This window comes from Xanthomonas sp. NCPPB 1067 (assembly GCF_020783795.1).
Classification (GTDB): Bacteria; Pseudomonadota; Gammaproteobacteria; order Xanthomonadales; family Xanthomonadaceae; genus Xanthomonas; species Xanthomonas melonis.
In genome coordinates this window covers 74,343-98,778 of the sequence record NZ_JAJGQG010000001.1, presented here as the reverse complement: position 1 = coordinate 98,778, position 24,436 = coordinate 74,343, and the positions used below count along the sequence as shown (strand labels likewise).

The 24,436-nt window shown below is 68.0% G+C and carries 22 protein-coding genes; 5 read left to right on the top strand and 17 right to left on the bottom strand.

The window, feature by feature from the left end; genetic code table 11:
- Window positions 1-98: 98 nt before the first annotated feature.
- A complete protein-coding gene (locus LL962_RS00380; protein ID WP_104588494.1) occupies window positions 99-581 on the bottom strand; it encodes an Lrp/AsnC family transcriptional regulator in 483 nt (160 codons plus the stop codon).
- 128 nt (window positions 582-709) lie between these two features.
- Here LL962_RS00380 and phhA point away from each other — a divergent pair, with 128 nt between their 5' ends.
- Together phhA and LL962_RS00370 are read left to right on the top strand one after the other, a co-directional pair.
- Window positions 710-1,600 (top strand): phenylalanine 4-monooxygenase, encoded by an 891-nt coding sequence (gene phhA / locus LL962_RS00375; protein WP_228315479.1) that lies wholly within the window; start codon window positions 710-712, stop codon window positions 1,598-1,600.
- A gap of 278 nt (window positions 1,601-1,878) precedes the next feature.
- Window positions 1,879-2,523 (top strand): DMP19 family protein, encoded by a 645-nt coding sequence (locus tag LL962_RS00370; RefSeq protein WP_228315478.1) that lies wholly within the window; start codon window positions 1,879-1,881, stop codon window positions 2,521-2,523.
- Window positions 2,524-2,583: 60 nt separating this feature from the next.
- On the opposite strand, the gene LL962_RS00365 is transcribed toward LL962_RS00370, so the two are convergent.
- The 10 genes from LL962_RS00365 to LL962_RS00320 all read right to left on the bottom strand — a co-directional run bounded on the left by LL962_RS00365 (window position 2,584) and on the right by LL962_RS00320 (window position 13,837).
- A complete protein-coding gene (locus LL962_RS00365) occupies window positions 2,584-3,702 on the bottom strand; it encodes a GDSL-type esterase/lipase family protein (RefSeq protein WP_228315477.1) in 1,119 nt (372 codons plus the stop codon).
- Between the two features lie 224 nt (window positions 3,703-3,926).
- Complete coding sequence (locus tag LL962_RS00360) at window positions 3,927-4,589, bottom strand: RpiB/LacA/LacB family sugar-phosphate isomerase (protein ID WP_228315476.1); 663 nt, start codon at window positions 4,587-4,589, stop codon at window positions 3,927-3,929.
- Between the two features lie 280 nt (window positions 4,590-4,869).
- Complete coding sequence (kduD, locus tag LL962_RS00355; protein WP_228315475.1) at window positions 4,870-5,625, bottom strand: 2-dehydro-3-deoxy-D-gluconate 5-dehydrogenase KduD; 756 nt, start codon at window positions 5,623-5,625, stop codon at window positions 4,870-4,872.
- Window positions 5,626-5,813: 188 nt separating this feature from the next.
- On the bottom strand, window positions 5,814-6,668 hold the full coding sequence (gene kduI, locus LL962_RS00350; RefSeq protein WP_104588564.1) for a 5-dehydro-4-deoxy-D-glucuronate isomerase: 855 nt from the start codon (window positions 6,666-6,668) through the stop codon (window positions 5,814-5,816).
- 508 nt (window positions 6,669-7,176) lie between these two features.
- Window positions 7,177-8,235, bottom strand: coding sequence for a LacI family DNA-binding transcriptional regulator (locus tag LL962_RS00345; RefSeq protein WP_208621480.1), 1,059 nt, complete (start codon window positions 8,233-8,235; stop codon window positions 7,177-7,179).
- Between the two features lie 140 nt (window positions 8,236-8,375).
- Entirely contained in the window at window positions 8,376-9,959 is a 1,584-nt protein-coding gene (locus LL962_RS00340) for a family 43 glycosylhydrolase (RefSeq protein WP_104588488.1), read from the bottom strand.
- Window positions 9,960-10,164: 205 nt separating this feature from the next.
- On the bottom strand, window positions 10,165-11,448 hold the full coding sequence (locus tag LL962_RS00335; protein WP_104588487.1) for a TRAP transporter large permease: 1,284 nt from the start codon (window positions 11,446-11,448) through the stop codon (window positions 10,165-10,167).
- Window positions 11,448-11,969 (bottom strand): TRAP transporter small permease, encoded by a 522-nt coding sequence (locus tag LL962_RS00330; RefSeq protein WP_167395418.1) that lies wholly within the window; start codon window positions 11,967-11,969, stop codon window positions 11,448-11,450. The genes LL962_RS00335 and LL962_RS00330 overlap by 1 nt, the downstream gene beginning before the upstream one ends.
- A 10-nt stretch (window positions 11,970-11,979) precedes the next feature.
- A complete protein-coding gene (locus LL962_RS00325) occupies window positions 11,980-12,978 on the bottom strand; it encodes a TRAP transporter substrate-binding protein (RefSeq protein WP_228315474.1) in 999 nt (332 codons plus the stop codon).
- A gap of 37 nt (window positions 12,979-13,015) precedes the next feature.
- Window positions 13,016-13,837 (bottom strand): 2-keto-4-pentenoate hydratase, encoded by an 822-nt coding sequence (locus tag LL962_RS00320; RefSeq protein WP_104588485.1) that lies wholly within the window; start codon window positions 13,835-13,837, stop codon window positions 13,016-13,018.
- Window positions 13,838-14,022: 185 nt separating this feature from the next.
- Here LL962_RS00320 and LL962_RS00315 point away from each other — a divergent pair, with 185 nt between their 5' ends.
- Genes LL962_RS00315 through LL962_RS00305 form a run of 3 tightly spaced genes read left to right on the top strand, consistent with a single transcriptional unit; the run spans window position 14,023 to window position 17,635 of the window.
- On the top strand, window positions 14,023-15,033 hold the full coding sequence (locus tag LL962_RS00315; RefSeq protein WP_228315473.1) for an alpha/beta hydrolase: 1,011 nt from the start codon (window positions 14,023-14,025) through the stop codon (window positions 15,031-15,033).
- On the top strand, window positions 15,030-16,652 hold the full coding sequence (locus LL962_RS00310) for a carboxylesterase/lipase family protein (RefSeq protein WP_228315472.1): 1,623 nt from the start codon (window positions 15,030-15,032) through the stop codon (window positions 16,650-16,652). Before LL962_RS00315 ends, LL962_RS00310 begins: the two co-directional genes overlap by 4 nt.
- Window positions 16,653-16,675: 23 nt before the next feature.
- Entirely contained in the window at window positions 16,676-17,635 is a 960-nt protein-coding gene (locus LL962_RS00305; protein ID WP_228315471.1) for a rhamnogalacturonan acetylesterase, read from the top strand.
- Between the two features lie 321 nt (window positions 17,636-17,956).
- Here LL962_RS00305 and LL962_RS00300 read toward each other — a convergent pair whose 3' ends face one another.
- From LL962_RS00300 to glgB, 6 genes are all read right to left on the bottom strand, one after another.
- On the bottom strand, window positions 17,957-19,114 hold the full coding sequence (locus LL962_RS00300) for an aldo/keto reductase (RefSeq protein WP_228315470.1): 1,158 nt from the start codon (window positions 19,112-19,114) through the stop codon (window positions 17,957-17,959).
- Window positions 19,115-19,172: 58 nt separating this feature from the next.
- Window positions 19,173-19,646, bottom strand: coding sequence for a metallophosphoesterase family protein (locus LL962_RS00295; RefSeq protein WP_228315469.1), 474 nt, complete (start codon window positions 19,644-19,646; stop codon window positions 19,173-19,175).
- Between the two features lie 133 nt (window positions 19,647-19,779).
- Window positions 19,780-21,333: a PepSY-associated TM helix domain-containing protein gene (locus LL962_RS00290; protein WP_228315468.1), complete on the bottom strand. Its 1,554-nt coding sequence runs from the start codon at window positions 21,331-21,333 to the stop codon at window positions 19,780-19,782.
- Window positions 21,330-21,602 (bottom strand): hypothetical protein, encoded by a 273-nt coding sequence (locus LL962_RS00285; protein ID WP_228315467.1) that lies wholly within the window; start codon window positions 21,600-21,602, stop codon window positions 21,330-21,332. Before LL962_RS00285 ends, LL962_RS00290 begins: the two co-directional genes overlap by 4 nt.
- On the bottom strand, window positions 21,592-21,885 hold the full coding sequence (locus LL962_RS00280) for a hypothetical protein (RefSeq protein WP_228315466.1): 294 nt from the start codon (window positions 21,883-21,885) through the stop codon (window positions 21,592-21,594). The genes LL962_RS00285 and LL962_RS00280 overlap by 11 nt, the downstream gene beginning before the upstream one ends.
- Window positions 21,886-22,246: 361 nt before the next feature.
- Window positions 22,247-24,421: a 1,4-alpha-glucan branching protein GlgB gene (gene glgB / locus LL962_RS00275; RefSeq protein ID WP_228315653.1), complete on the bottom strand. Its 2,175-nt coding sequence runs from the start codon at window positions 24,419-24,421 to the stop codon at window positions 22,247-22,249.
- Window positions 24,422-24,436 lie beyond the last annotated feature (15 nt).

Genomic DNA, 24,436 nt, shown 5'->3' with positions numbered 1-24,436 from the left:
GCAAGTGCGAGGCGGCGGCCTGCCACCTTCGGCGGTCCGCCAGGCGTACGCCGCGGCCGGAGCGCCGGCCGACACGCGCGGTATCGAACCCGCCGCGCTCAGCCCAGGTGCGACAGCGGCAGACCTTCCGGTGCCTTGACCGTGCGCAGCACGAAGCTGGAATTGACGTCGGACACGCCGGTGGCATTGAGCAGGCGGTCGAGCAGGAAGCGCGAGAAATGCTCCAGATCGCGCACCTGCACCTGCAGCAGGTAATCCATATCGCCGGTCAGCGCCCAACAGGCCACGACCTCGTCCCAGTCGCGCACGCCTGTGGCGAAGCGGTCGATGTCCGGTTGGCCGTGTTGCTCCAGCTGCACCCGGACGAAGGCCTGCAGGCCGAGCCCCAGCGCACGCGCGTCCAGGCGTGCGCCATAGCCGGCGATGATGCCGGCCGCCTCCAGGCGCTGGATGCGGCGCAGGCAGGCCGATGCGGACAGATTCACCTGCACGGCCAGCTCCGCATTGCTGCTGCGGCCCTGTGTCTGCAACAGGGCGAGCAACCGCAGATCGGTGCGATCCAGGGCAATGGATTGATTCATATGTTGCGCAGCAGCAGATGGATACGCATGAATCTTGCGCGTTGTCGGCTTCGGCACGCAAGATTCGCAATCCTGTTGCGCAACGATCCGGCTAAGGTGAGGCCTGCCGCCACCCATCCCCTGCCAGCATGAATACCACCCCGCGCCGCGTCGAAAACCAGCTCACCGACAAGGGCTATGTGCCGGTCTACACCACGGCCGTGGTCGAGCAGCCGTGGGATGGCTACAGCGCCGACGACCACGCCACCTGGGGCACGCTGTACCGGCGCCAGCGCGAATTGCTGGTGGGTCGGGCCTGCGACGAGTTCCTGCAGGCACAGGACGCCATGGGGATGGACGACAGCCAGATCCCGCGCTTCGACGCCCTCAACACCGTGCTGCAGGCGGCTACCGGCTGGACGCTGGTGGGCGTGGAAGGCCTGCTGCCGGAGCTGGATTTCTTCGATCACCTGGCCAACAAGCGCTTCCCGGTGACGTGGTGGATTCGCCGCCCCGACCAGATCGACTACATCGCCGAGCCGGACCTGTTCCACGACTTGTTCGGGCACGTGCCGTTGCTGATGAACCCGGTGTTCGCCGACTTCATGCAGGCCTACGGGCGTGGCGGCGTCAAGGCGCATGGCATCGGCGCGGACGCCTTGCAGAATCTGACGCGGCTCTACTGGTACACGGTGGAGTTCGGCCTGATCGACACTGCGCAGGGGCTGCGCATCTACGGCGCCGGCATCGTGTCGTCCAAGGGCGAATCGCTGTACTCGCTGGAATCGGCCGCCCCCAATCGCATCGGGTTCGACCTGCAGCGCATCATGCGCACGCGCTACCGCATCGACAGCTACCAGAAGACGTACTTCGTCATCGACAGCTTCGCCCAATTGATGGATGCGACCAGCCCGGACTTCACGCCCATCTACGCCGCACTCGCGCAGCAGGCGCAGGTGCCGGCCGGCGATGTACTGGCCGGGGATCGGGTAGTCCAGCGCGGCAGCGGAGAGGGCTGGAGCCGCGACGGCGACGTGTGAGAGCGTCGGCCATCGCCGCCGCATGGCACGACCGCACGTGGCGTGCACGCTCGGCAGCGGCATCGCCGGCCACGCCGCCGCCGACGATGCGCACACGATGCCTCGTTTGCGGCGATACGCCGTGCCCCGAGTACATCGCATCCGGTCGAGGTGCTGGCAGGTTCGAGAGATTTGCGCAGGCTGCGTGCTGTGCCGCGCGCCTGCTGCAGGCGTGCGGCGACTCGACAGCATCGCCCGCGCGCACTAAGGTCCAAGGCTCCCCACATCGCCTTCGCCCAATGGACCTGACGCATCTGCGGATCCGGCGCCTGGAGCTGGACGACACCCGCCTGCTGTTCACCCTGACCAACGGCATGCGTATCGATGAGCCCATCCAGGCCCATCGCCTGCTGCAACGGGCCGGGCCGCCGCAACGCGCGCAGTGGCAACTCACCGAGGATGGCTACGGGGTGAACTGGCCCGCGATCGCACCGCCGACGGCAGATGGCCTGCTGAACATGCCCGAGCTGCTGTGGCGCCGCCGTGCCGCGCGCGCACAGGCCAAGCTTGCGAGCGTGCGTGGGCGCATGGATGCGCTCTCTCCGGGCGAACGCGAACTCATCGCGCTGGCACGGCTGGACACGGACATGAGCGAGAGCGGCTATGCGCGCTATTTCGATCGCTGGGACGCGGCCACCCGCAGTGCCGCGCTGCAGGGGCTGGCGGCGATGGGCGCGACGCAGACGCGGCAGGCGATCGAGGGCCTGGGCGCATTGTTCGAACGGCTGGAGGAAGACCCCGACCTGCTCAGCATCGAAGACATCCTCGATGCGATGAACGAAACCGAACGCCAACGCGTGCAGGGCTGGGAAGACGTCTATTACCGCCGCCTCGGCGATCTGGCGCGGCTGGGATTGACGCATTACGGGGTGGACAAGGCCTGATCAGCGCGGTCAGCCGTCCGCGTGCGACGGGCATCGCCCGGAGCGCACACCGGTGCCGGCTCAGCCCGCCGGCTTGACCAGGTACGCCAGCAGCACGATCAGATCCTCTTCGCCGGTCTGCTGCAGGGCATGCGTGCTGCCCGGCCGCGTCAGCAGCGCATCGCCGGCGGCGACTTCGTACTGCTTGCCGTCCAGCGCATACAGGCCGCGGCCGCTGACGATGTAGTAGATCTCGTCCTTGTCGTGCAGGTGCAGGCCGATGCCGGCGCCCTTGTGCAGCACGCGCTTGCGCAGCACGAATTTCAGCTCGGGCGCATCGGCGAAGAAGGGGTAGGCCGTGGTGGGCCCGGCACCGCCGTGCGGGCCAGGTTGTTCGCGGGCGAGGTCGCGCTCGTGCACCACCAGCGAGGGATGCGCCTGCGTGGCGCGCTGCGCGGCGGTATCGGGTGCCGCGCCGCAATCGGCATCGCGGCGCAGCTGCGGTTTGAGCGCCGGTTGCAGTTGCACCCAGCCGTGCACCACCAGGCAGGCGATGGCGGTGGCGCCAGCGCGGCTGAAGTGGGTGCCGTCGGCGATGTGCTTCTCGGGCACGAACAGGAAATACGGTTTGGCGGCCTGCTCGCCGAGCGCGCGGATCCAGTCGCTGGAGCTGGCGTTGAGATCGATCAGGGCCACGCGCTCTGCAGCCGCCAGTTGCTGCATGGCCAGGGTGTAGCGGCCATGGGTATCGAGCAAGGCGCCGAAGTCGTACAGCAGTCGCGCGGCCGGGGTGATCAGGATCGGCGTTGCGCCCTTGTCGCGCGCGGTGGCGATGTAGCGGCGCAGGAACTGCACATAATCGGTGGCCGGATCGGTGTAACGCGTGGCATCTTCGCGCTTGGCGTCGTTGTGGCCGAACTGGATCAGCAGGATGTCGCCGCGTTGCAGTTCCCTTGCGATGGCATCCAGGCGCCCTTCGGCGATGAAACTGCGCGTGCTGCGACCGCCCTTGGCATGGTTGCGCACCTGCCATTGCGCCGGGTCGAACCAGCCTTGCAGCATCTGCCCCCAACCGGCCTGTGGCGCGCGCTCGGCGCCATACTCGGCGGCGGTGGAATCGCCGGCGATGAAGATGCGTTGGGGCGCGGCGCGGGCGCCATTTGCGCAAAGCAGCAGCAATGCGAACAGCAGCAGACGCATGGTGGGCTCCGGGAACAATGCTAACTACGCGACGCTGTTTCCTTCTCCCATCGGGAGAAGGTGCCCGAAGGGCGGATGAGGGTGCGGCGGCATCAGGAAATGTTGGAAGGCCGTACTGTCGTCTAAAGTCTTTCAAGCCTTTTCCGTTCAGGCCGGCTGTCTTCCGCCTTACCCTCACCCCAACCCCTCTCCCGGCGGGAGAGGGGCTAAAACGCATTGGCTAATTACGCAGCTGCTGCAGCCGCTTCGGTCTTGCCCAGCAGGCCGGCAACGAAGCTGCGGATTTCCGCATCCTGCGCGTTGTCGAAGAAGCACTGCTGGAAACGTGCACCGCCGATCGCCTGCTTGACCAGCTCCGGGTCGATGGCGCGCAGGCCGTCCAGGTAGGACTTGGCGGTGGCCTGCTTGACCTGGGTCAGGATGCCGGCGTTGGCGACCTGCGACTCGCGACGCTCGGCCGGGTAGCCCATGCCGCGCTCGCCGCTGAAGGCCTTTTCGAAGATGTAGCGCACGTTGATTTCCGCGCCCCAGCCGTAGCCCTTGGCGAAGGCCAGCGACAGCGCGTTGCCGTTGTTGACCTGGGCGAACAGGTAGGCATCGGTGGGTTCGATGCAGTAGCCGCAGAACACGCCCGGGTGCGCGTTGAGCGACATCATGGCGCCCTGGCCGGTGCCGCAGCCGGCGACCACGAAGTCCACCGCCTTGGAGTTCAGCAGCAGGCTGGCGACGATGCCCAAGTGGATGTAGGTCAGGCGGTGGTCGTTGTCACCGTCCATGCCGACGTTGAACACGTCGTGGCCCTGCGCGCTGGCGACGTCGTTGAGCTGCTGCAGGATCACCGGGTTCTTGGCGGCCTGGCTGAACTCGTTCATGAGTGCGATTTTCATGGGAATGCTCCGATTGGGTTGGGGAAGAGTGGTGCGGGAGAGGTTGGAGGCCTCGGTGCTGCCGCGATGCGCGTTTCATTGCCTTGCCCGTGCGGGCTCCGGCGCTGTGTGATCGAGAAGTTGCTTGCGGTTGGTTGCGGTTGCGGGCGGCGCGGCCCTCATCCGCCCTTCGGGCACCTTCTCCCGCTTGCGGGAGAAGGGAACGTCGCCTCCCGAAGGACAGCTCATCTTCCTGCTTGCGAGAGATGGGCAGCTCATCGCGATCGCGGTGCACTCCTGATCAGCGCGCCAGCCAGCCGCCGTCGACCGGGATGATGGCACCGTTGACGTAGTCCGAGGCGCTGCTGGCCAGGAACACGGCGGTGCCGCCCAGATCGGCCGGCACGCCCCAGCGCGCCGCCGGAATGCGGTCCAGGATCGACTGGTTGCGCGCTTCGTCGGCACGCAGCTGCGCGGTGTTGTCGGTGGCCATGTAGCCCGGCGCAATGGCATTGGTGGTCACGCCCTTGCTGGCCCATTCGTTGGCCAGCAGGCGGGTGATGCCGGCGATGCCGGACTTGCTGGCGGTGTAGGACGGCACGCGGATGCCGCCCTGGAACGACAGCATCGAGGCGATGTTGATGATCTTGCCGCGGCCCTGGGCGATGAAATGCCGGCCGGCGGCCTGCGCCATGAAGAACGCCGACTTCAGGTTGACGTTGAGCACGTCGTCCCAGTCCTGCTCACTGAAATCCACCGCATCGGTGCGGCGGATCAGGCCGGCGTTGTTGACCAGAATATCCAGACCGCCAAGACCGGCGATGGTTTCGTCGACGATGCGCTGCACCGGCTCGATGCTGATCAGGTTGGCTTCGATGGCGATGAAGCGGCGGCCCAGCGCCTTGACCTTCTCTTCGGTCTCGGTGGGCGCCTGGATGCCGGCGGCGGCGATGTCGGCACCTGCCTCGGCCAGGGCCAACGCGATGCCCTGGCCCAGGCCGGTATTGGCACCGGTGACCAGTGCGACCTTGCCTTCGAGACTGAACGGATTGCTCATTACCTTATCGCTCCTGCTGGATGTGCCGTGATGTGAATGAGTGAGCCACGCAGAGCGCGGCCGATTGCGTTGTACGAACTGTTGCAGCGCCCGCGCCGTGGTGACTGCGCTGGCATTGCTGGCACCGGCTGAAGCGGGGCGGCGTCGCGACTGCCGGCCTCGTCGATTCGGCCGTGCTGGTGCCGGCCTTACTTGAGCTGGCAGATATCCAGCACGTGCATGTCGGTGTAGTCCAGGTTTTCCCCGCCCATCGCCCAGATGAAGGCGTAGTTGCTGGTGCCAGCGCCCATATGGATGGACCACGGCGGCGACACCACCGCTTCGTTGTTCTGGATCACGATGTGGCGCTGCGCCTCGGGCTCGCCCATGAAGTGGTAGACGCGGTCGTTGTCGCCGAGGTCGAAGTAGAAATACACCTCGCTGCGGCGGTCGTGCAGATGCGGCGGCATGGTGTTCCAGACGCTGCCGGGCTTGAGCACGGTCAGGCCGAGCAGCAGCTGCGAAGACTGGCAGGTGGCCGGCACGATGTATTGGTAGATGGTGCGCTCGTTGCTGGTCTCCAGCGCGCCGCGCTCCAGCGCCACCGCGTCCTTGATCGACAGCTGCCTGGTTTCGAAGCGCGCATGCGCTGGCGTGGAGGCCAAGTAGAACTGCGCCGGGTTGGCGGCATCGACCGAGGCGAAGCTGACATCGGTGCTGCCCATCGCCACGTACAGCCCGTCCTTCGGCCCCAGGGTGTAGGCGGTGCCATCCACGGTGACCGTGCCGGTGCCGGCGCCGACGTTGATGACGCCCAGCTCGCGACGCTCCAGGAACGGATGCCCGGCCGCCGAGGCCGGCTCGGTCTGTTTGGGCAGTTCCAGGGTCTTGCCGACCGGTGCCGCGCCACCGAGTACGAAGCGCTCGTAATGGGTGTACTTGAGGGTCACCGCATCGTCCACGAACAGGCCGTCGAGCAGGTAGAGCTCGCGCAGCGCGTCGTTGCTGGCGCCCTTGATGGCGTCGGGATGGGTGGCGTAGTGGGTTTTGCAGTACAGGGACATGCGCATCTCCGGTGGCAAGCGAGTGGGGACATGGGCTTGCACCGGCATAGTCTACCGGCTCTGGTTAACCGGTGTCATTGCGCAGTGCAAGATGGAGCCGTGGCGGAATGGGAACCCCGTCTCCCGTCGGGAGAAGGTGGCGCGTAAGCGCCGGATGAGAGTACGAGGCTGCGCGTGGCGTTGGGTTTGCGGCTGGATTGGTCGGGTAGAAGCTCATGTGCGCCTCCTCCATCAGCGCATGGCTGAGCTTTTTTAGATGGCTGTCTGCCGCCGCACCCCAACCCCTCTCCCGCAGGGAGAGGGGCTTTGAGCGCTTCTCCCGTTGGGAAAGGGGCTTTGTCGCAGCGACCGGCGGCCTGCCTTCCCCCGCCTGCGGGGGAAGGTGCCCGAAGGGCGGAGGGGGGCCAGCCGTTGGCCGATCGAGCCAGCTGTTCTCACCCTGACCGGCACACCGTCCTGCAAGGTGGCGCGCAAGGCCCGCGCCGCGTGGGGTCGCGGGGCGCGCTGCTCAATCTTCCGGCGGCTGGCAGGAGTCGCGCACGATCAGGTGCGGGCGCACGCTGGCGGTGGGCAGCTGCGGGGCGTTGTCGGGCTGGATCAGCATGGCCGCCGCAGTGCGCCCGGTGTCACGGGTATGCCGGCGCACCGAGGTCAGCGGCGGCCACAGGCGCGAGGCCAGCGAGCTGTCGTCGTAGCCGATCACCGAGAGCTGGCGGGGAATGCTGATCCCGGCACGCAGGGCCACCTTGTAGATACCGGCGGCCATCTCGTCGTTACCGGTGAAGATGGCGGTGGGCCGCTTCTTGCCCAGCAACAGCTTTTCGGCCGCCGCCACGCCCGACTCGAAGGTGTAGCCGGCCTCGACGATGCGTTCGGGCGGCAGTTCGATGCCACGCCGGGTCAGCGCATCGGCGAAGCCGGCGGTGCGTTCGATCGAGGAGCGGTAGGCGCTGGGGCCGGTGACCAGGGCGATGTCGCGGTGGCCGAGCGACAGCAGGTAGTCGGCCGCCTCGGCGGCGCCGTCGCGGTCGTGGGTGATCACCGTCTGCGAGGTGGCGTCCAGCGCGATCGAGGCGATGCGGGTATAGCGGCAGCCGATCTCGGCCAGCATGTCGGCCAGCGCCTGGTCTTCGGAGGCGCGCGGCACCAGGATCACCCCATGCAGCTTCTGCGCCTGCGCGAAGCGGCGCACGCCTTCGATATAGCCGGGGCTGCGGCTGTCGCAGGGGTGCACCACCAGCTCGAAACTGGAGCCGCGCAGCGCGTCCAGCGCGCCGTACTGCATGTCCACGATGTACTGCGCGGTGGGGTTGTCGTAGACCATGCCGATCAGGAACGAGCGCCGGAACGCCAGCCCGCGCGCCAGCGGGTCGGGCGCATAGCCGACCTCGCGCATCAGCGCTTCGACCTTCTCGCGGGTGTCCTGGCGTACCAGCGGCGAGTTGTTGATGATGCGCGAGACGGTCTTCTTGGATACGCCCGACATCCGCGCGATGTCGTTGATCGTTGCGACCTTGCCCTTCGGCAGGCCTGGCATTCCCTCATCGGGCATCTTGCGGGCGGGCATAGCGGTCAACCGTTGAAGTTGATTGGATTCTACCGGCCATGGAGCCGGCAGACCTGAGCGCAGCCTGCTGCTGGGCCGGATCCGCTGCGTCGGGCAGGCTGCAGCGCATTCGCTGCGGCATGCCCGGTGGTGCAGAACGGTCAGTCCAGGGCGCGGTAGCGGAAGTTGCGGAACTCCACCTGACCATCGCCGGCGGCGTACAGCGCCGGCTTCAGCGCCAGGAACTTGCCGGCCACGTTGTGGTGGTAGCCGGACACTTCCATCTGCACCGGGTACTTGGTCCAGGCCTTGCCGTCGGTACTGCTGTGGATGGTGACGATGTGCCGGTTGTTGGTGACCCGCAGCCACAGCGTGCCGCCGTCGGCGCTGGGCGCCAGCTTGGCCGGGCGCTCCTCGCCATAGCGGTGCATGACGAAATTTTCGCCATTGCTGCCCACCCCGGCGTAGAGCTTGTCGCTGTAGAACAGCAGCGCACCGCCCTGCCCGCCCGGCGCCACGGTCATCTGCACCTCGAACTGGTAGGCCGGGTCGGTGGCGATCACCGTCAGCGGCGAGGCATCGCGCGGCGCGCTGCCCTTGCCCTGCAGACGCAACACGCCATTGCCCACCTGCAGGCGCCTGGCCTCGTCGGCGGCCGGGTTGAAGAACGCCCACTGCGGGCCGAGCGTGCTGGCGCGGAAGTCGTCCGACAGCGCCAGCCCGTGCTGCAGCGCCTGCCCACTGGGTTTTTTCAGCGGTTTGCCCAGATCGCCGCCCTTGGCGACGAACCAGCCGTCGGGCGTCCATTCGATCGGGTCCAGCAGCGCCTGCCGGCCCAGCGTCCAGAAGCCGTTTTCGTAGCCGTGGTAGAGCATCCACCAGCGCTTGTCGGTGCCTTCCACCAGGGTGGCGTGGCCGCGCGACCACCATGGCTCCTGCGCGCTCCTGGTGCGGGTGATCGGGTTGTTGGGTGCGTTCTGCCAGGGACCATGGATCGAACGCGAGCGCGCGGTGATCACCATGTGCCCGGTCGGCGGGCCGGCGGTGCCGCCGACCGCGGTGGTCATGTAGTACCAGCCGTTGTGGCGGGTGATCTTGGGGCCTTCCTGCGCGTAGCCTTCCACGTCCCAGCTTTCCGGATACTTCCAGCCGTCGTAGACGTGCTTGGGGGTGCCGACCACCTTCAGGCCGTCGTCGGACAGCTGCACATAATCGCCGCCGCTCAGGAACAGATAGCGCTTGCCGTCTTCGCCCACCGCGTGGCCGGGGTCGATGTACTTGCCCAGGCCGATGTCGATCGGTGCGCTCCACGGGCCCTTGATGTCGTCGGCCCACACCACGAAGTTGCTGCGCTCGCCCTGGTCGCCGCGCCGGGCCGGGAAATAGATGTAGTAGCGCTTGCCGTGCTTGATCAGGTCCGGTGCCCAGATCGCGCCCACGTTCTGGGTGATCGCATGGCCCAGCGGCTGCCAGTTGACCAGATCGCGCGAGTGCCAGATCGGCAGGCCCGGGTAGGCATCGAACGAGGACAGCGTGAGGTAGTAGTCCTGCCCGTCCTTGAGCACCGAGGGATCCGGGTGGTCGCCGGCCAGGACCGGATTGAGATAGGTGCCATTGCCTTGATCGGCGATGCGCTGGTGTTCGATGCCGCGTTTCCAGTCCGCCGCGCCGCTCAGGCCGGCGCATAGCAACAGTCCGCCGGCAACCAGCCAACGCCATCGGGATGAGGTGATACGCACACGCATGCTTTCTCTCCTGGTCCCCGGATACCGGGGCTGTGCGGCAACCGGCAGACAATGCCACCGGTTAACCGGATGAGGCGGAACCCTCCCGCCGGCAGCGATGCCTGACGCGTATGCGCGACATCGGGCATGGCCGGCAGATGGGAACCGCTGCGGCGCTCGGCGCCGCCCCGGTCGCCCGCCTGCCGGCGCGCGGTCGTTCAGGCCCTCAGGCGCGCAGCGCGCGTGGCAGCCACAACGACAGTTCGGGGAAGAACGCCACGATCAGCAACACGCACAACGCCGCCAGCCAGAACGGCCAGATGGTGCGCATGCTCTGGGCGATGGTGATCTGCCCGATCGAGGTACCGATGAACAGCACCGAGCCGATCGGCGGGGTGATCAGACCGATACCGCCGGCCAGCACCATCACCAGGCCGAAGTGGATCGGATCGATGCCATAGGCCTTGACCACCGGCAGGAAGATCGGCGTGCAGATCAGGATCTTCGGCGCCAGGTCCATGAACATGCCCAGCAGCAGCAACAGCACCACGATCATCAGCAGCACCGTGCGCTGGCTGTCGGCGATGGCCTGCAGGAACTTCACCGCCGCCGCCGGCACCTGCAGATACGCCAGCAACCAGCCGAACACCGCCGCGGTGGCGATCACGAACAGGATCACGCCGGTGGTGCGCGCGGCATGCGTCACCGCCGCGAAGAACTCTGCCCAGCGCAACTGGCGATACAGCAAGGCGGTGACGATCAGCGCATACACCACCGCGATCGCCGCGCTCTCCACCGCAGTGAAGATGCCGGCGCGAATGCCGATGAAGATCAAGGCGACCAGCCCCAGCCCCGGCAGCGCGCCGACCAGGCGCAGTGCCACCGCGCGCCAGCCGGGGAACGGTTCGGTGCCGTAGCCGCGATGGCGTGCCACCGCATAGCCGGTGATCATCATCGCCGCGGTCATCAGCAACGCAGGCACGATGCCGGCGGCGAACAGATCGGCGATCGACAGCCCGCCGCCGGCCGCGGCCGAGAACAGGATCAGGTTGTGCGAGGGCGGCACCAGCAGGGCCACCAGCGCTGCGGTCATGCTCACGTTCACCGCGTAATCGCGGTCGTAACCGCGCTTGATCATCTGCGGAATCATGGTGCCGCCCACCGCCGAGACATCGGCGATGGCAGAACCGGACACGCCGCCGAAGAACAGCGACGACAGCACGCTGACCTGGCCCAGGCCGCCGCGCACGCGCCCCACCAGGGACGAGGCCAGCGCGATCAGGCGTTCGGAAATGCCACCGCGCAGCATCAGCTCGCCGGCGAAGATGAACAGCGGAATCGCGATCAGCGACGCCGAACCACTGCCGGCGGAGATCTGCTGCACCAAGACCACCGTGGGCAGGTCCAGATACAGCAGCGTGGCCAGTGCGGCCGCGCCCAGGGCGTAGGCCACCGGCACGCCGATCAGCAGCAGCACCACGAAGGTTCCCAACAACATCGCGATGCCCATCAGCGCACTCCTGTGGTGTGGATCGGGCGCAGCACACGCCACAACTTGAACAAGGCAAACAACACCATCAACGCACCGCCGATCGACAACGGCAGGTAGTTGATGCTCTGCGGCATCTGCGCGCCGGCCATCTTGATGTCCAGGCCATCGAGCAGCAGCGCCGCGCTCCACCACGCCAGCACCGCGCCGATGGCGAGGATCATCAGCGGGCGGATCACCTCGAAGATCCTGCGCACCAGCGGTGGCACGTGTTCGCCCAGCAGGTAGAAGCCGAAGTGGCGGTTGGTGTGCACGCCGGCGGCGGCGCCCAGGCTCAGCGCGGTACTCAGCAGCAGCAAGGTCACCGGCTCGGTCCAGCTGGGCGAGTCGTTGAGCACGTAGCGGGTGAATACCTGCCAGCCCTGCACCACCACCAGGCCCAGCAACGCCAGCGAGGCCACGCCAATGGCAAGGTCGGAAATGCGGTCCAGCGCGCGCTGCAACGGCGCGACCGGGACGGCAACGGTCTCGGGTTCAGTCATCGGGACACCTCTATGCAAAATCGCGGATGCGGCGGTACAGCGCTTCGATCTCGGGCTGCTTGCGGTATTCGGCCAGCAGCGGCGCGGCGACGGCGCGGAATGCCGGCATGTCGACCTGATTGAGCTTGACGCCGTAATCGATCACCTGCTGGCGTGCCACCGTCTCGGAGGCATCCCACAGGTTGCGCATCACCGGCACCGATGCGCGCGCCAGTTCCACCACCAGGCCGCGATCGGCCGCACTCAGCGATTCGAAGCTCTGCCGCGACATCACCAGGATGTCCGGCGCATAGGAATGCTCGCTCTGCGACCAGTAGTGCGCGGCTTCGAAATGCCGGCTGGACTGGAAGCTGCGCATGTTGTTTTCCGCACCGTCGATCATGTGCGTTTCCATCGCCGAGAACGTCTCGCCCAGCGACATCGGCGTGGGGTTGGCGCCCAGCATGCGCATCAGCTTGAGGAAGATGTCCGAGGAGGCCACGCGCAGTTTCAGGCCCTTGAGATCTTCCGGGCGGTGCAGCGGGTGCTTGGTGTTGTAGAAGCAGCGCGCGCCCGAATCGTAGATGGCCAGACCGACCAGGCCGCGCTGCTCGAAGCTGCGCAGCACGCTGTCGCCCACATGCCCGTCGATCGCACGGCGCAGGTGCGGCACCGAGTCGAACACGTACGGCAGGCACAGCGCCTGGGTCAGCGGAAAGGTGTTGTTCAACGCGCCGGAGTAGACGCGGGTGATGTCGATGGCGCCGAAGCGCGCCATGTCGATCGCCTCCGACTCGCGGCCCAGCTGGCCGGAATGGTACTGGCGCAGCTTGAGCCGGCCATTGGTGCGGGCTTCGAGCTGCTTGCCGAACCAGCGCACCGCCTCCACCGTGGGGTAGTCGCCCACGTGCACATCGGTGGCGGTGAGCAGCTGGCCGCCGGGGATCGGCGTGGTGGCGCCGGCGCCCAGCCAGGGGCCGGCGGCGGCGGCGCCGAGCCCGGCACCGAGGAAATGTCTGCGTGTGATCATTGGCGCCCTCCCAAGCGTCTGGTCACGGTGATCCGTCTCAATTGGCGGACACGGCCGTACAGGAAATGTCGCCGATGCCGGCGAAACGAATCAGCGCATGCTGTCCCACTTCGATGTCGTGGATACCGGTGGCATTGCCGGTGGCAATGAGATCACCGCGCTTGAGCGGGCGCCCGCGCAGAGCCGAACGGCTGAGCGCGAACGCGTAGGCCGCGCGCAGCCCGCCGGGCAGCGTAGTGGCGCCGCCGGTTCCCACCACCTGGTCGTCGATCCGGGTCTCGGCGCTCAGCGTGGCCTCGTCGCGACCCAGCCAGTCGGTGACTTCGGGGCCCAGGATCAGGCCGTTGTTGTTGCCGAAATCCGAAATCACCACCCGCGGGCCCAGCTTGTTGATGGTCGCCAGCGGGCTGCTGGCCACTTCCACGCCGATGAACAGCCGCGCCGGCAGCGCAGCGGCCTCGTCCGCGGTGTAATGGGTCTTGCCGCTGGGCGCATCGGCCTCCAGGCGCAGGACGTATTCGGCTTCCACGGCGCCGAAGCCGCCGACGAAGACCGGAATCTCGGTTGTTCCACCGGTAGCATTCCAGAGCTTCTGCGAGAAGATTGGGCCGAGCAGACGCTCGTCGCCCGAACCATCGCGGCGTTCGGCAGCGATATAGCCCACCTTCCAGCCGACCACCTGGTCGTGCCACTGGCTGATGGCGATGTCCTGCACCTGATACGCGGTGACCAGATCGTCGGGGATTTGCCCTGGAAACTCGGGAAGCGATGCGCCTGCACGGCGTGCCTCCACGAAGCGCTGAGCGATTGCGGACAGCGGGGATGTGGACGATGGCGGGGTCGCGGCGTCGTTGCTCAAGGGTGTCTCCCTGAAAGGTGTTTTGTTGCACTGCCAATCGACAGCGGCACGGTGTGCTGTATATGGTAAACCGGTGTCATTGGCAATGTGCAGTGCGGCATTGTGACCGCCAACGCGAAGCGACCCTGGGAGGGGCGATGCGACAGACGAGCTCAAACCCCCATGGCTGCGGGCAGCGACGCCGGATGCGCCGGGTCCCGGCGCTGATCCTGGGCACTCTGATGCTGCTGGGCACTCCCGCCTGGGCGGCCGAGACAGCCAGCGCCGATACGGCTGCCGAGCAGGCCAGCCGCATCGCACTCTGGCCCGCCGGGGTGGCACCGGGAGACACCGCACTGACCCAGCCACAGCGCATCGTGGAGCGCAGCAGCGATGCCGCCCACCCCGACCGCTACATCCAGGCCATCAGCCAGCCCTATCTGGTGGTGTACCGGCCCAAGCGGCCCAACGGCACCGCGCTGCTGGTCACCCCGGGCGGCGGCTACCAGCGCATCGTGCTGGACAACGAAGGCAGCATGCTGGCGCCGAGTTTCGTCGACACCGCAGGCATCACCCTGTTCGTGCTGCGCTACCGGCTGCCGGGCGAGGGCCATCCAGACGCTGCGGACGTGCCCCTGGCCGACGCCCAGCGCGCGCTGCGGCTGATCCGCGCCAATGCGGCGCGTTACGGCATCGACGCGCAGCGGGTCGGGGTGATGGGGTTTTCGGCCGGCGGCCATGTCGCCGCCAGCCTGGGCACGCGTTATGCCGCGCAGGTGTACCCGGCGCAGGACGCGGCCGATGCGCTGAGCGCGCGGCCCGATTTCCAGTTGCTGATCTACCCGGTCATCGACATGGACAGCGCCAACGCGCATCCAGGCTCGCGCGAGCGCCTGCTCGGCCGCACACCCGGCCAGGCGCAGGTGCGCGCCTATTCCCCGCAGCTGCACGTGGACGCCCGCACCCCGCCGGCCTTCCTGCTGCACGCACAGGACGACGCGGTGGTGCCGGTGCGCAACAGCCTGTTGATGTACGACGCGCTGTTGCATGCCGGCGTCGCCAGCGAGCTGCATGTGTTTCCGCAGGGCGGCCATGGCTTCGGCACCGGCCGCATCGCCGGGCTCACACTGGCTGCCTGGCCGCAGCTGGCGCAGGCCTGGATGGCCCGCGTCACCCAGCCACCGGTGGCAACGGCAGCCAGGGAGGCCGGGCGATGAGCGCGCCTGTTTCGCCGGATCCGCGCCGCCGCACCGTGCTGAAAGGCGGCCTGCTAGCGACCGCCGCCGCGGCACTGCCCGGCATTGCGGCGGGCGCCGCGGTGCCGCCGCCACGCGACCAGGGCGCGCCACTGGCGCAGCTGCGCAGCGGCACCGTGCGCGGCCTGCGCGATGCGGGCATCTGCGTGTTCAAGGGCATCCCGTACGGCGGCGACACCGGCGCGCGGCGCTTCCAGGCGCCACTGCCGGAAACGCCCTGGCAGGGCGTGCGCGATGCCACCGGCTTCGGCGCCGCCGCCCCGCAAGCCAAGGCCAGCGAACCCACCAGCGAGGATTGCCTGTTCCTCAACGTGTGGACGCCGGCCCTGCGCGATGGCGGCAAGCGGCCGATCCTGTTCTACATCCACGGCGGCGGCTACACCACCGGCTCGGGCAGCGACCCGCTCTACGATGGCGTGCGCCTGTGCACGCGCGGCGACGTTGTGGTGATCACCGTCAATCACCGGCTCAACCTGTTCGGCTATCTGTCGCTGGCGCAGCTGGGCGACGCCAGCTTCGCCGACTCGGGCAATGCCGGTCAGCTGGACCTGATCCAGGCGCTGCAGTGGGTACGCCAGCACGCGGCCGAGTTCGGCGGCGACGCCGGCAATGTCACCGTGTTCGGTCAGTCCGGCGGCGGCGCCAAGATCGCCACGCTGATGGCGATGCCGGCCGCGCGCGGGCTGTTCCATCGCGCCTGGACCATGAGCGGCCAGCAGGTCACCGTGGCCGGCCCGCGCGCGGCCACCCAGCGCGCACAATTGCTGCTGGACGCGCTGAAGATCGCCCCCGGCGATGTGGCGCGGCTGCGTACGCTGCCGGTGGCGCAGCTGCTGGCCGCCGCGCAGCTGCGTGATCCCTCACGGGTGGAGAACAGCGCGTTGTACTTCGGCCCGGTGCTGGATGCGCGCAATGTCCCGGTGCACCCGTTCTGGCCGAACGCGCCGCTGCAGTCGGCACGCATCCCGATGGTGATCGGCAATACCCGCGACGAGACGCGCGCGTTTCTCGGCAACGATGCGAAAAACTTCACATTGAGCTGGGATGAGTTGCCGGCCAGGCTGGAGACCCAGCAATACGTGGACCTGTTGCCGGAGGTGGTGATCGCCGAATACCGCCGGCTGTATCCGCAGTATTCGCCATCGGACGTGTTCTTCGCCGCCACCACGGCCGGACGCTCGTGGCGTGGCGCGGTCGAAGAAGCCGAAGCGCGTGCGCGCCAGGGTGCGCCCACCTGGGCGTATCAGCTGGACTGGGCCTCGCCGCTGGATGGCGGCAAGTTCGGCGCCTTCCACACCCTGGACATCCCGTTGGTGTTCGACACCATTGCGCAGCCCGGTTCACGCACCGGCCAGGGCGCCGACGCGCAGGCCATGGCGGCACAGATGAGCGATGCCCTGATCGCATTCGCGCGGCATGGCGACCCCAATTGTCGGAGCGCGCCACGCTGGCGGCAGTACTCGCTGCAGCGCCGCGAGACGCTGATCTTCGATGCCCCGAGCCGGCTGGAACTGGATCCGCGCAGTGGCGAACGACGCCTGTATCAACAGGCTCCCTTCATTCAACGCGGTACGTTCTGACCGCCTTCGGCCCACGGTGATCCATGCATCTGCGTGCTCTTGCCGCACCACTGCTGCTATCGGCCCTGACGGCGGCGCTCGTACCGCTCGCCTGCGCCGGACCTGCTGCGGCCCCCTCCGCTGCGGCGCAGCTGCGCACCGCAGCTGCGACTGCAAACGCTGGCGCCACGCCGGTATTGGCCGCCAGCAAGATCGTGCTGGTGGGCGATTCCACCACCGCCGTGCAAGGTGGCTGGGGGCCGAGTTTCTGCGCGCAGCACGTGACCTCGTTGCTGAGCTGCGTGAACCTGGCACGCGGCGGGCGCAGCACCTCGAACTATCGCGCCGAGGGGTCGTGGGACATCGCACTGCAGGAACTGCGCAGCGGCGGCTATCGACAGGTGGTGGTGCTGATCCAGTTCGGTCACAACGATCAACCGGGCAAGCCGGGACGTTCGACGGACCTGGCGACCGAATTCCCGGCCAATCTGCGCCGCTACGTGGCCGAGGCGCGTGCTGCCGGCGCAGTGCCGGTGCTGGTGACGCCGCTGACGCGGCGGCAGTTCGAACGTGGACAGTTGCTGGACGATCTGGGCCCCTGGGCGGAAGCCACGCGTGTAGTGGCGCGCGATCTCCAGGTGCCGCTGGTCGACCTGCACGCACGCAGCCGCGCCCTGGTGCAGGGCATGGGCCCGGTACTGGCGATGCGGCTGGCGCAGCGCCCGGCCGACCCGGAACAGGTGATTGCCGCGCAGTCGGGCACCACCATCGGCAAGACGTTGGCGCAGGCGACACCCGCCCCGATGCCTGCAGCGACGGGAGCAAGGGCAATCGCGGCACGCCCGGCGGCACAGGACAATGCCAGCACCGAGCCAATGGGGCAGGCCAAGCTCGCCTTCGACTACACCCACCTGGGGCCTGAAGGCGCGGACGTGTTCGCCGCCATCGTCGCCGACGAACTGGCGCAACAGTTGCCTGGCATGCGGCCGCTGTTGATTCCGTGATCACGGGCGCCTTCGCGATCGACTGCCGGAGGGGCGGCGCGGCGATTGCGCGCGCCAGTGGCGCGCAGGCACTGCCTCTTCGCCCCCAACCGGAGTGAGGCTTGTCTGCCTTCTCCCACCGGGAGAAGGTGGCGCGCAGCGCCGGATGGAGGCTGTGCTCCCTTCTCCCACCGGGAGAAGGTGGCGCGCAGCGCCGGATGAGGGTACGGGCGCAGCCTCCTGTCATCCAGCACTGTCGCACGCCCCTGCGCCGCGCAGTCGCCTCGCGTCCTGTCTTGCAAGTGCCACGTGTGCGCCTGCATCTTCACCACACACCACCCATCAACCCGACGCAGGTACCGGCGCGTCGGCCTCGATCACCTTCTCGCGCTTGAGCTCTTCCCACACCGCGGCAGGAATCGCCACCCGCATCGACGCCGCGTTCGCCTGCGCCTGCCCGGCAGTGCGCGCACCCGGAATCACCGACGCCACCACCTGCGGCGCAGCGGCGAACTGCAGCGCCACGGTGCGCAGGTCCACGCCATGCCGGTCGCAAACGGCCATCGCCTTCTGCCGCTTGGCCGGTGCCCACGCGGGCACGGTCCCGTCGTAGAGATAACGCTCGCGCCCGGCCAGATAACCGGCCAGCAGCGGCGCGCCCACCACCACCGAAGCGCCGTGCCTGGCGATCTTCGGCAAGGTGTCATGCAGCGCCTGCGCATGATCGAGCAGCGAATACTGGCAGGCCAGCAGAAAGATGTCCGGGTCGGCCTCCTCGATCGCGCGCAGGGCCGGCTCGGGGCGATTGACGCCGAAGCCCCAGGCCTTGATCAGGCCTTCCTTGCGCATCCTGGTCAGCTCGGGCATCGCTCCCTTCGCCGCTTCGGCGAAGCGCTGCTCCCAGGGCATGCCCAGGTCCTTTTCGTTCTCCGGCGACAGATCATGGATGTACACGATGTCGATCTGCGACACGCCCAGGCGTTGCAGGCTGTCTTCGATCGAGCGCCGCACCCCGGCGGCGCTGTAGTCGTAGCGATAGTCGAACGGCGACGGCTGGACCCAGGTGGTCTTGGGCGGCTTCCGAGTGGCGGTGAGCAGGCGGCCGACCTTGGTCGACAGCACATAGTCGTCGGCACGATGGTTGTGCAGATGACGACCGATGCGCCGCTCCGACAGGCCCAGCCCGTACCACGGCGACGTATCGAAATGACGCACGCCCGTTTCCCACACCGCCGCCAGGGTCTGCTCGCTCTGCGCGTCGCTGGTGGGCGCAAAGCCGTTGCCGACCGCCACGCCGCCAAAGCCCAGACGACCGCTCGGCCGATAGCGTCCGCCGCTGCGTGGCGGGTTGATCGGCAGGGCAGCGGCGGTGGTCTTGCCACGCGTGGGCATCACACTGCCGGGCGTGGAAGCGGACGCGGCCTGTGCCAGCAACGGCGCCGTCGCCAGCGCAGCGGTGCCGGCAGCGGCTGCGGACAGGAATTGGCGGCGTGTATTCATGGGAGAGTCCTCGCGACGACGTGGTGCCCAGGATCGCCCCGTTGGCGTGCATGCCAGGTCAGCGCACCCGGTCCGGCTCCAGCAGTTGCAACTGCGCGCGCGGCGCAGCGTCGCCCAGCCACAGCGTGGCCACGCTGATCGGCAGACGGAAGCGGCGCGGCCCGGCACTGCCCGGATTGACGTAAAACACCCCATCCCGCGTCTGGATCGCAGGAACATGCGAATGCCCGCTGACGACCACATCCGCCCGCACCTGCGGTGTCAGCGTCTTCAGATCGTGCAGCACATGGATGCGCACGCCATCGATCTGCAGATCCAGCGTCTGCGGCAGGTCCGCCGCCCAGGGCTGGTCATCGATATTGCCTGCGATGACATGCAGCGGCGCCAGCGCCTGCAACGCCTCGAGCACCTGCGGCTTGCCCACATCGCCGGCGTGGATGATCTGCGCGCAGCCGGCAAGTGCGGCGAGCGCTTCGGGCCGCAGCAATCCGTGGGTGTCGGAGATCAGACCGATGCGATGCGGTGTGGCCATGACGACCTCCGGGATCCGTGTCCTGCGAAGCCGCCGTTCCGGCATCTGCCCGGCAACAGGCGCAGGACGTCCATCACGCGATCTCCCCGTAGAACCAATGCTCGCTCATGCGTCAGACGATATGGGCCGGCCACTATCGTATCCGGGAACGCCCTCCTGCCCACACGCTATTGGGATCGCCATGCAGGCTGCGGCGCAATGCAGCGCGCGCCATCTTCCAGTACGCCCAGGCGGCCGCAAGCGCGATCAGATCCACGCTGAGCACGCGCGGATCGGTCCACGGCATGACCGCCCCCTGCGGCGAACGCAGGGACGCGATGGGAATGAGCGCGGTCAGCACGGCGCAGGCCAGCAAGGCCTCGTATGCGCCGCGCGCAGTAGGCCGCAGCACCGCCCACAGCAGCGTGACGCCGAACACCGCGTAATACACATAGCGCTCCTGTCCCGCCGGCAACAACCGCGCGGCGATGAACAACGCCGAGATGCCGGCCACGCTGCCCAGGCAGACACCGACCGTCAGCCGCGCCATCGCATGCGTGCGACCTGGCTGCTCGGGCTGGCGACGCTTGCGCCGTGCCTCGATCCACAACAGGTTGCCGCTGTAGAACAGGAATGCGCCGCCCAGGCCGAGCAGGAAATACAGCCACTGCACCGCGGCGTGCCCGAAGTTGCCGAAATGCAGCGCCTGCAGCCCGCGCAGGGCGGCGGTGCCGGGCGACATCGTGGCCGGCTCCAGCACGCGCAGCACCTGCCCGGTAGTGGCATCCAGCGCCACGCCGCCCAGGCTGTTGAGCCGGCGCTGATCGTGATGGCCATAGACCTCCACCCGCGCATTGGCGTCGCCGGCATCGTGGTAGGCCAGGCTTTCCGGCACGAAGCCGGGGCTGGCCGCGCGCGCGCGATCGAGCAGCGTTGCGATCGGCAGCAGCGGCGCGGCGCGCTTGGCCGGTGCCACATGCGGTGCGAGTTCGAAATCCGGCTCCAGGATCTGCATCAACTTGCCGTCGAACACCAGGAACTGGAACGGCGCCAGCAGCAGCACACCCAGGCACAGCACCGCGCCGGACCAGGCGAAGATCACATGGAACGGCAGCGACAGCATGCCGACCAGATTGTGCGCGTCCTGCCACAGGCGCTTGAGGTTGGCACCGATGCGCAGCGCGAACAGGTCCTTGAAGAAGACCGGCGCATACAGCACCACGCCGCTGACCAGCGCCAGCCCGTACAGCACGCTCACCACGCCGAACAGATAGGTGCCGAACACGCGCGGCAGGCCGGCGGTGAAATGCAGGTCGTACAGAAAATCGGCAAAACCCGTGCGCTGCGGCAACTCCAGCACACCGCCATCGGGTCCGTGTTGATACTGGCGCATGCCCCCGCTGGCATCGGCCTGCGGGCCATACCAGTACAGCCGCGCCAACGGCCCATGCTCACCGGGCAACAGCACCAGGAACGATTCGGCCACCTGCGGGTGCGCGGCGACGACGGTGTCGAGCAGCGATTGCGCGGCCGCGACCGGTTCGGCCGGCACCGCCGCCTGCGCTGGCGGCGCGACCTGCCAGCCGCTCAGCTCGTGGGTGAACACGGTGAGTGCGCCCGCATAGAACGCGATGAACAAGGCCATGCCGGCCAGCAGTCCCGTCCAGCTATGCACGGACAGGAACGCGCGTAAGGTTGCGGCTTTCATGCGGGAAGCTCCGTCCAGCCCAGCGCCTTGATCGCGGCCAGCGCGAGATAGCACAGCAGGGTCAGCCCACCCAGCCAAAACCAGGCGCGCGCTGCGCTCCGGAATGCGAATGGCCAGGCCATCGCGCCGATCCAGACCGGGAACATCACCAGCAGCCATGCCAGCGTGTAGGACTGACGCGGCCCAGGCAGCAGCAACGCGCACAGGCCCACCAGCGCCACCGCCAGCGGCAGGCCGAGCACCACCGATGCCAACCATCTAGCCCACATGCGGCACCTGCCTGCGCTGCACGCGCCCCTGCCACCAGACATCCACGCATGGCAGCACGATGGCCGCCAGCATCAGCGCGGTCAGCGCGGCGAAGACCCCGGCCCAGGGACCCAGCGCAGCGATCCCGCAAGCCAGCGAAAGCGCGCATGACACACCCGCCGCGACGCGCAGCGGCAGCGCCGCACGGGTTGCGCGCCGCCACAGCCGTTGATGCGCGGTCGCCAGGTAGAACAGCGTTACCGCAGCGATGGCGCCAAGCAGATACAGCCAGGTCAGCAGCATACCTCGCTCCCCACCCGTGCAGCTCCCAACGCGCACGCCTTGTGCGCGCCTCTGGAGCCTGCCTGGAACACGCGCGCGCCTGTGGCAACCAGCCGCTGCAGCGCAGATGTGCACGGCGTCCGCCGCCTGCGCCGTCCCAGGCCGGTCGACGGCACTGCGCAGCCGGCAGCCCAGGATTGGATCTGTTGATTCACTACGCCTGCGCGCACGCACCGCACTCCCGCAAAGGATGATCGACGGAAGGCATGGCGGCGGCTGTGCCCGGCCGCCCTCCCCGGGCGGCAATGAGGCACGAATCTAACAGCTGGCCTGCCACCGGGCCAAGCGGCCGGCGGCAGGCCAAGGCATCGGCCTTGCGGACTCAGCCTTGCGGCGTCAGCACGATCGCACCCAGCGGCGGCAGCAGCAACGGCAACGATTGCGCATGCCCGTGCATGGATTGCTGCTCGGCGCTCACGCCGCCGCCATTACCGAGGTTGCTGCCACCGTAAAGGCCGGCATCGCTATTGAACACTTCCCGCCAGTGGCCGCCCTGCGGTACGCCGATGCGATAGCCGTGCTGCACCACCGGGGTGAAGTTGATCACCACCAGCACCGGCGCATCGCCGCGCTTGCCCTTGCGCAGGAAGGCCACCACGCTGTTGGCCGCATCGTCGCCCACCACCCACGCGAAGCCGGACGGGTCGTCGTCGTGCGCGTGCAACGCCGGGTATTCGACGTAAAGTCGGTTCAGGTCGCGCACCAGCGTCTGCACGCCGCGGTGGCGTGTGTCGTCGAGCAGATGCCACGGAAGGCCAGCGTCGTGGTTCCACTCGGTTGGTTGGCCGAATTCGCAGCCCATGAACAGCAACTTGCGCCCGGGGTGGGTGAACATGAAACCCAGATAGGCACGCAGGTTGGCGAAGCGCTGCCAGTCGTCGCCCGGCATGCGGCCCAGCAACGAGCCCTTGCCGTGCACCACCTCGTCGTGCGAGATCGGCAGCACGAAGCGTTCCGAATACGCATAGACCATGCTGAAGGTCAGCTCGCCATGGTGGTAGCGGCGATAGATCGGATCCAGCCCCGCGTAATGCAGGGTGTCGTGCATCCAGCCCATGTTCCACTTGTAGTGGAAGCCCAGTCCGCCATGCGCCACGTCGGCGGTAACGCCGGGAAACGCGGTGGATTCCTCGGCGATGGTCACTGCACCCGGCGCATGTTCGCGCACCACCTGGTTGAGCCGCCGCAGGAACGTAATGGTTTCGTAGTTCTCGCGCCCGCCGTGGATATTGGGAATCCATTCGCCGGCATTGCGGCTGTAATCGCGGTAGAGCATCGACGCCACCGCATCCACGCGCAGGCCGTCGACGTGGTAGCGCTGCAAAAATTCCAGCGCACTGGCGATCAGGAAGCCGGACACCTCGCGGCGGCCGTGGTTGTAGATCAACGTGTTCCAGTCGCGGTGGAAACCCTCGCGCGGGTCGGCGTGCTCGTACAGCGCGGTGCCGTCGAAGTGCGCCAGCCCGTGCGCATCGGTGGGGAAATGCGCCGGCACCCAGTCGACGATCACGCCCAGGCCCTCGCGGTGGCAGCGATCGACGAAGCGCGCGAAGCCGTCCGGCGTGCCGAAGCGCGCGGTGGGCGCGAACAGGCCCAGCGGCTGGTAGCCCCAGGAGCCACCGAACGGATGCTCGGTGACCGGCATCAGTTCCACATGGGTGAAGCCCATGTCCGCCACATACGGAATCAGCCGGTCGGCCAGGCCATCCCAGTCCAGGTCCACGCCTTCGGCGTGCAGCCAGGAGCCTGCATGGATCTCGTAGATGCTCATCGGTGCATCGTGCGCCTGGCGCCGTGCGCGCGTGGCCATCCAGCCATCGTCGTTCCACTGGAAGGGCGCCGGGTCGGCCACGATGGAGGCGGTGCCCGGCGCCAGTTCCGCGCGCCGCGCCACCGGGTCGGCCTTGGCCGGCAATTCGTGTCCATGCGGCCCACGCAGCTGGTACTTGTAGTGCGCGCCGGGGCCGACGTCGGGAATGAACAGCTCCCACACCCCGGACTGATGACGCAGCCGCATCGGGTGGCGCCGCGCATCCCAGCTGTTGAAGTCGCCCACCACCGCCACCCGCGAGGCATTGGGCGCCCACACCGCAAAGCGCGTGCCGCGCACGCCATCCACATCCACCACGTTCGCACCCAGTGCATCGGCGAGTTGCAGGTGGTGGCCTTCGCTGATCAGGTGCAGGTCGAAGTCGCTGAGCTGCGGGCCGAAGGCGTACGGGTCGGCGGTCTCCTGCTCGCCACCGGGCCAGCCGATGCGCAGGCGGTAGCTCCCCTGCGCAGGGAGTTCGCCGGCAAACAGGCCTGGCTCCGGCCCGGCTTCCAGGGCGATCGTCTGGCCGTCGTGCAGCACCGCACTGACGCGGTCGGCACCGGGCAGATAGGTTCGCAGCACCCGGCCGCTCCCGCTCGGGTGCGCGCCCAGCACGGCGAAGGCGTCGCCGTGGCGCGCCTCTGTCAGGGCGCGGATGACGCCGGGATCCCATCGATTACTCACTGCTGTCATGACTCC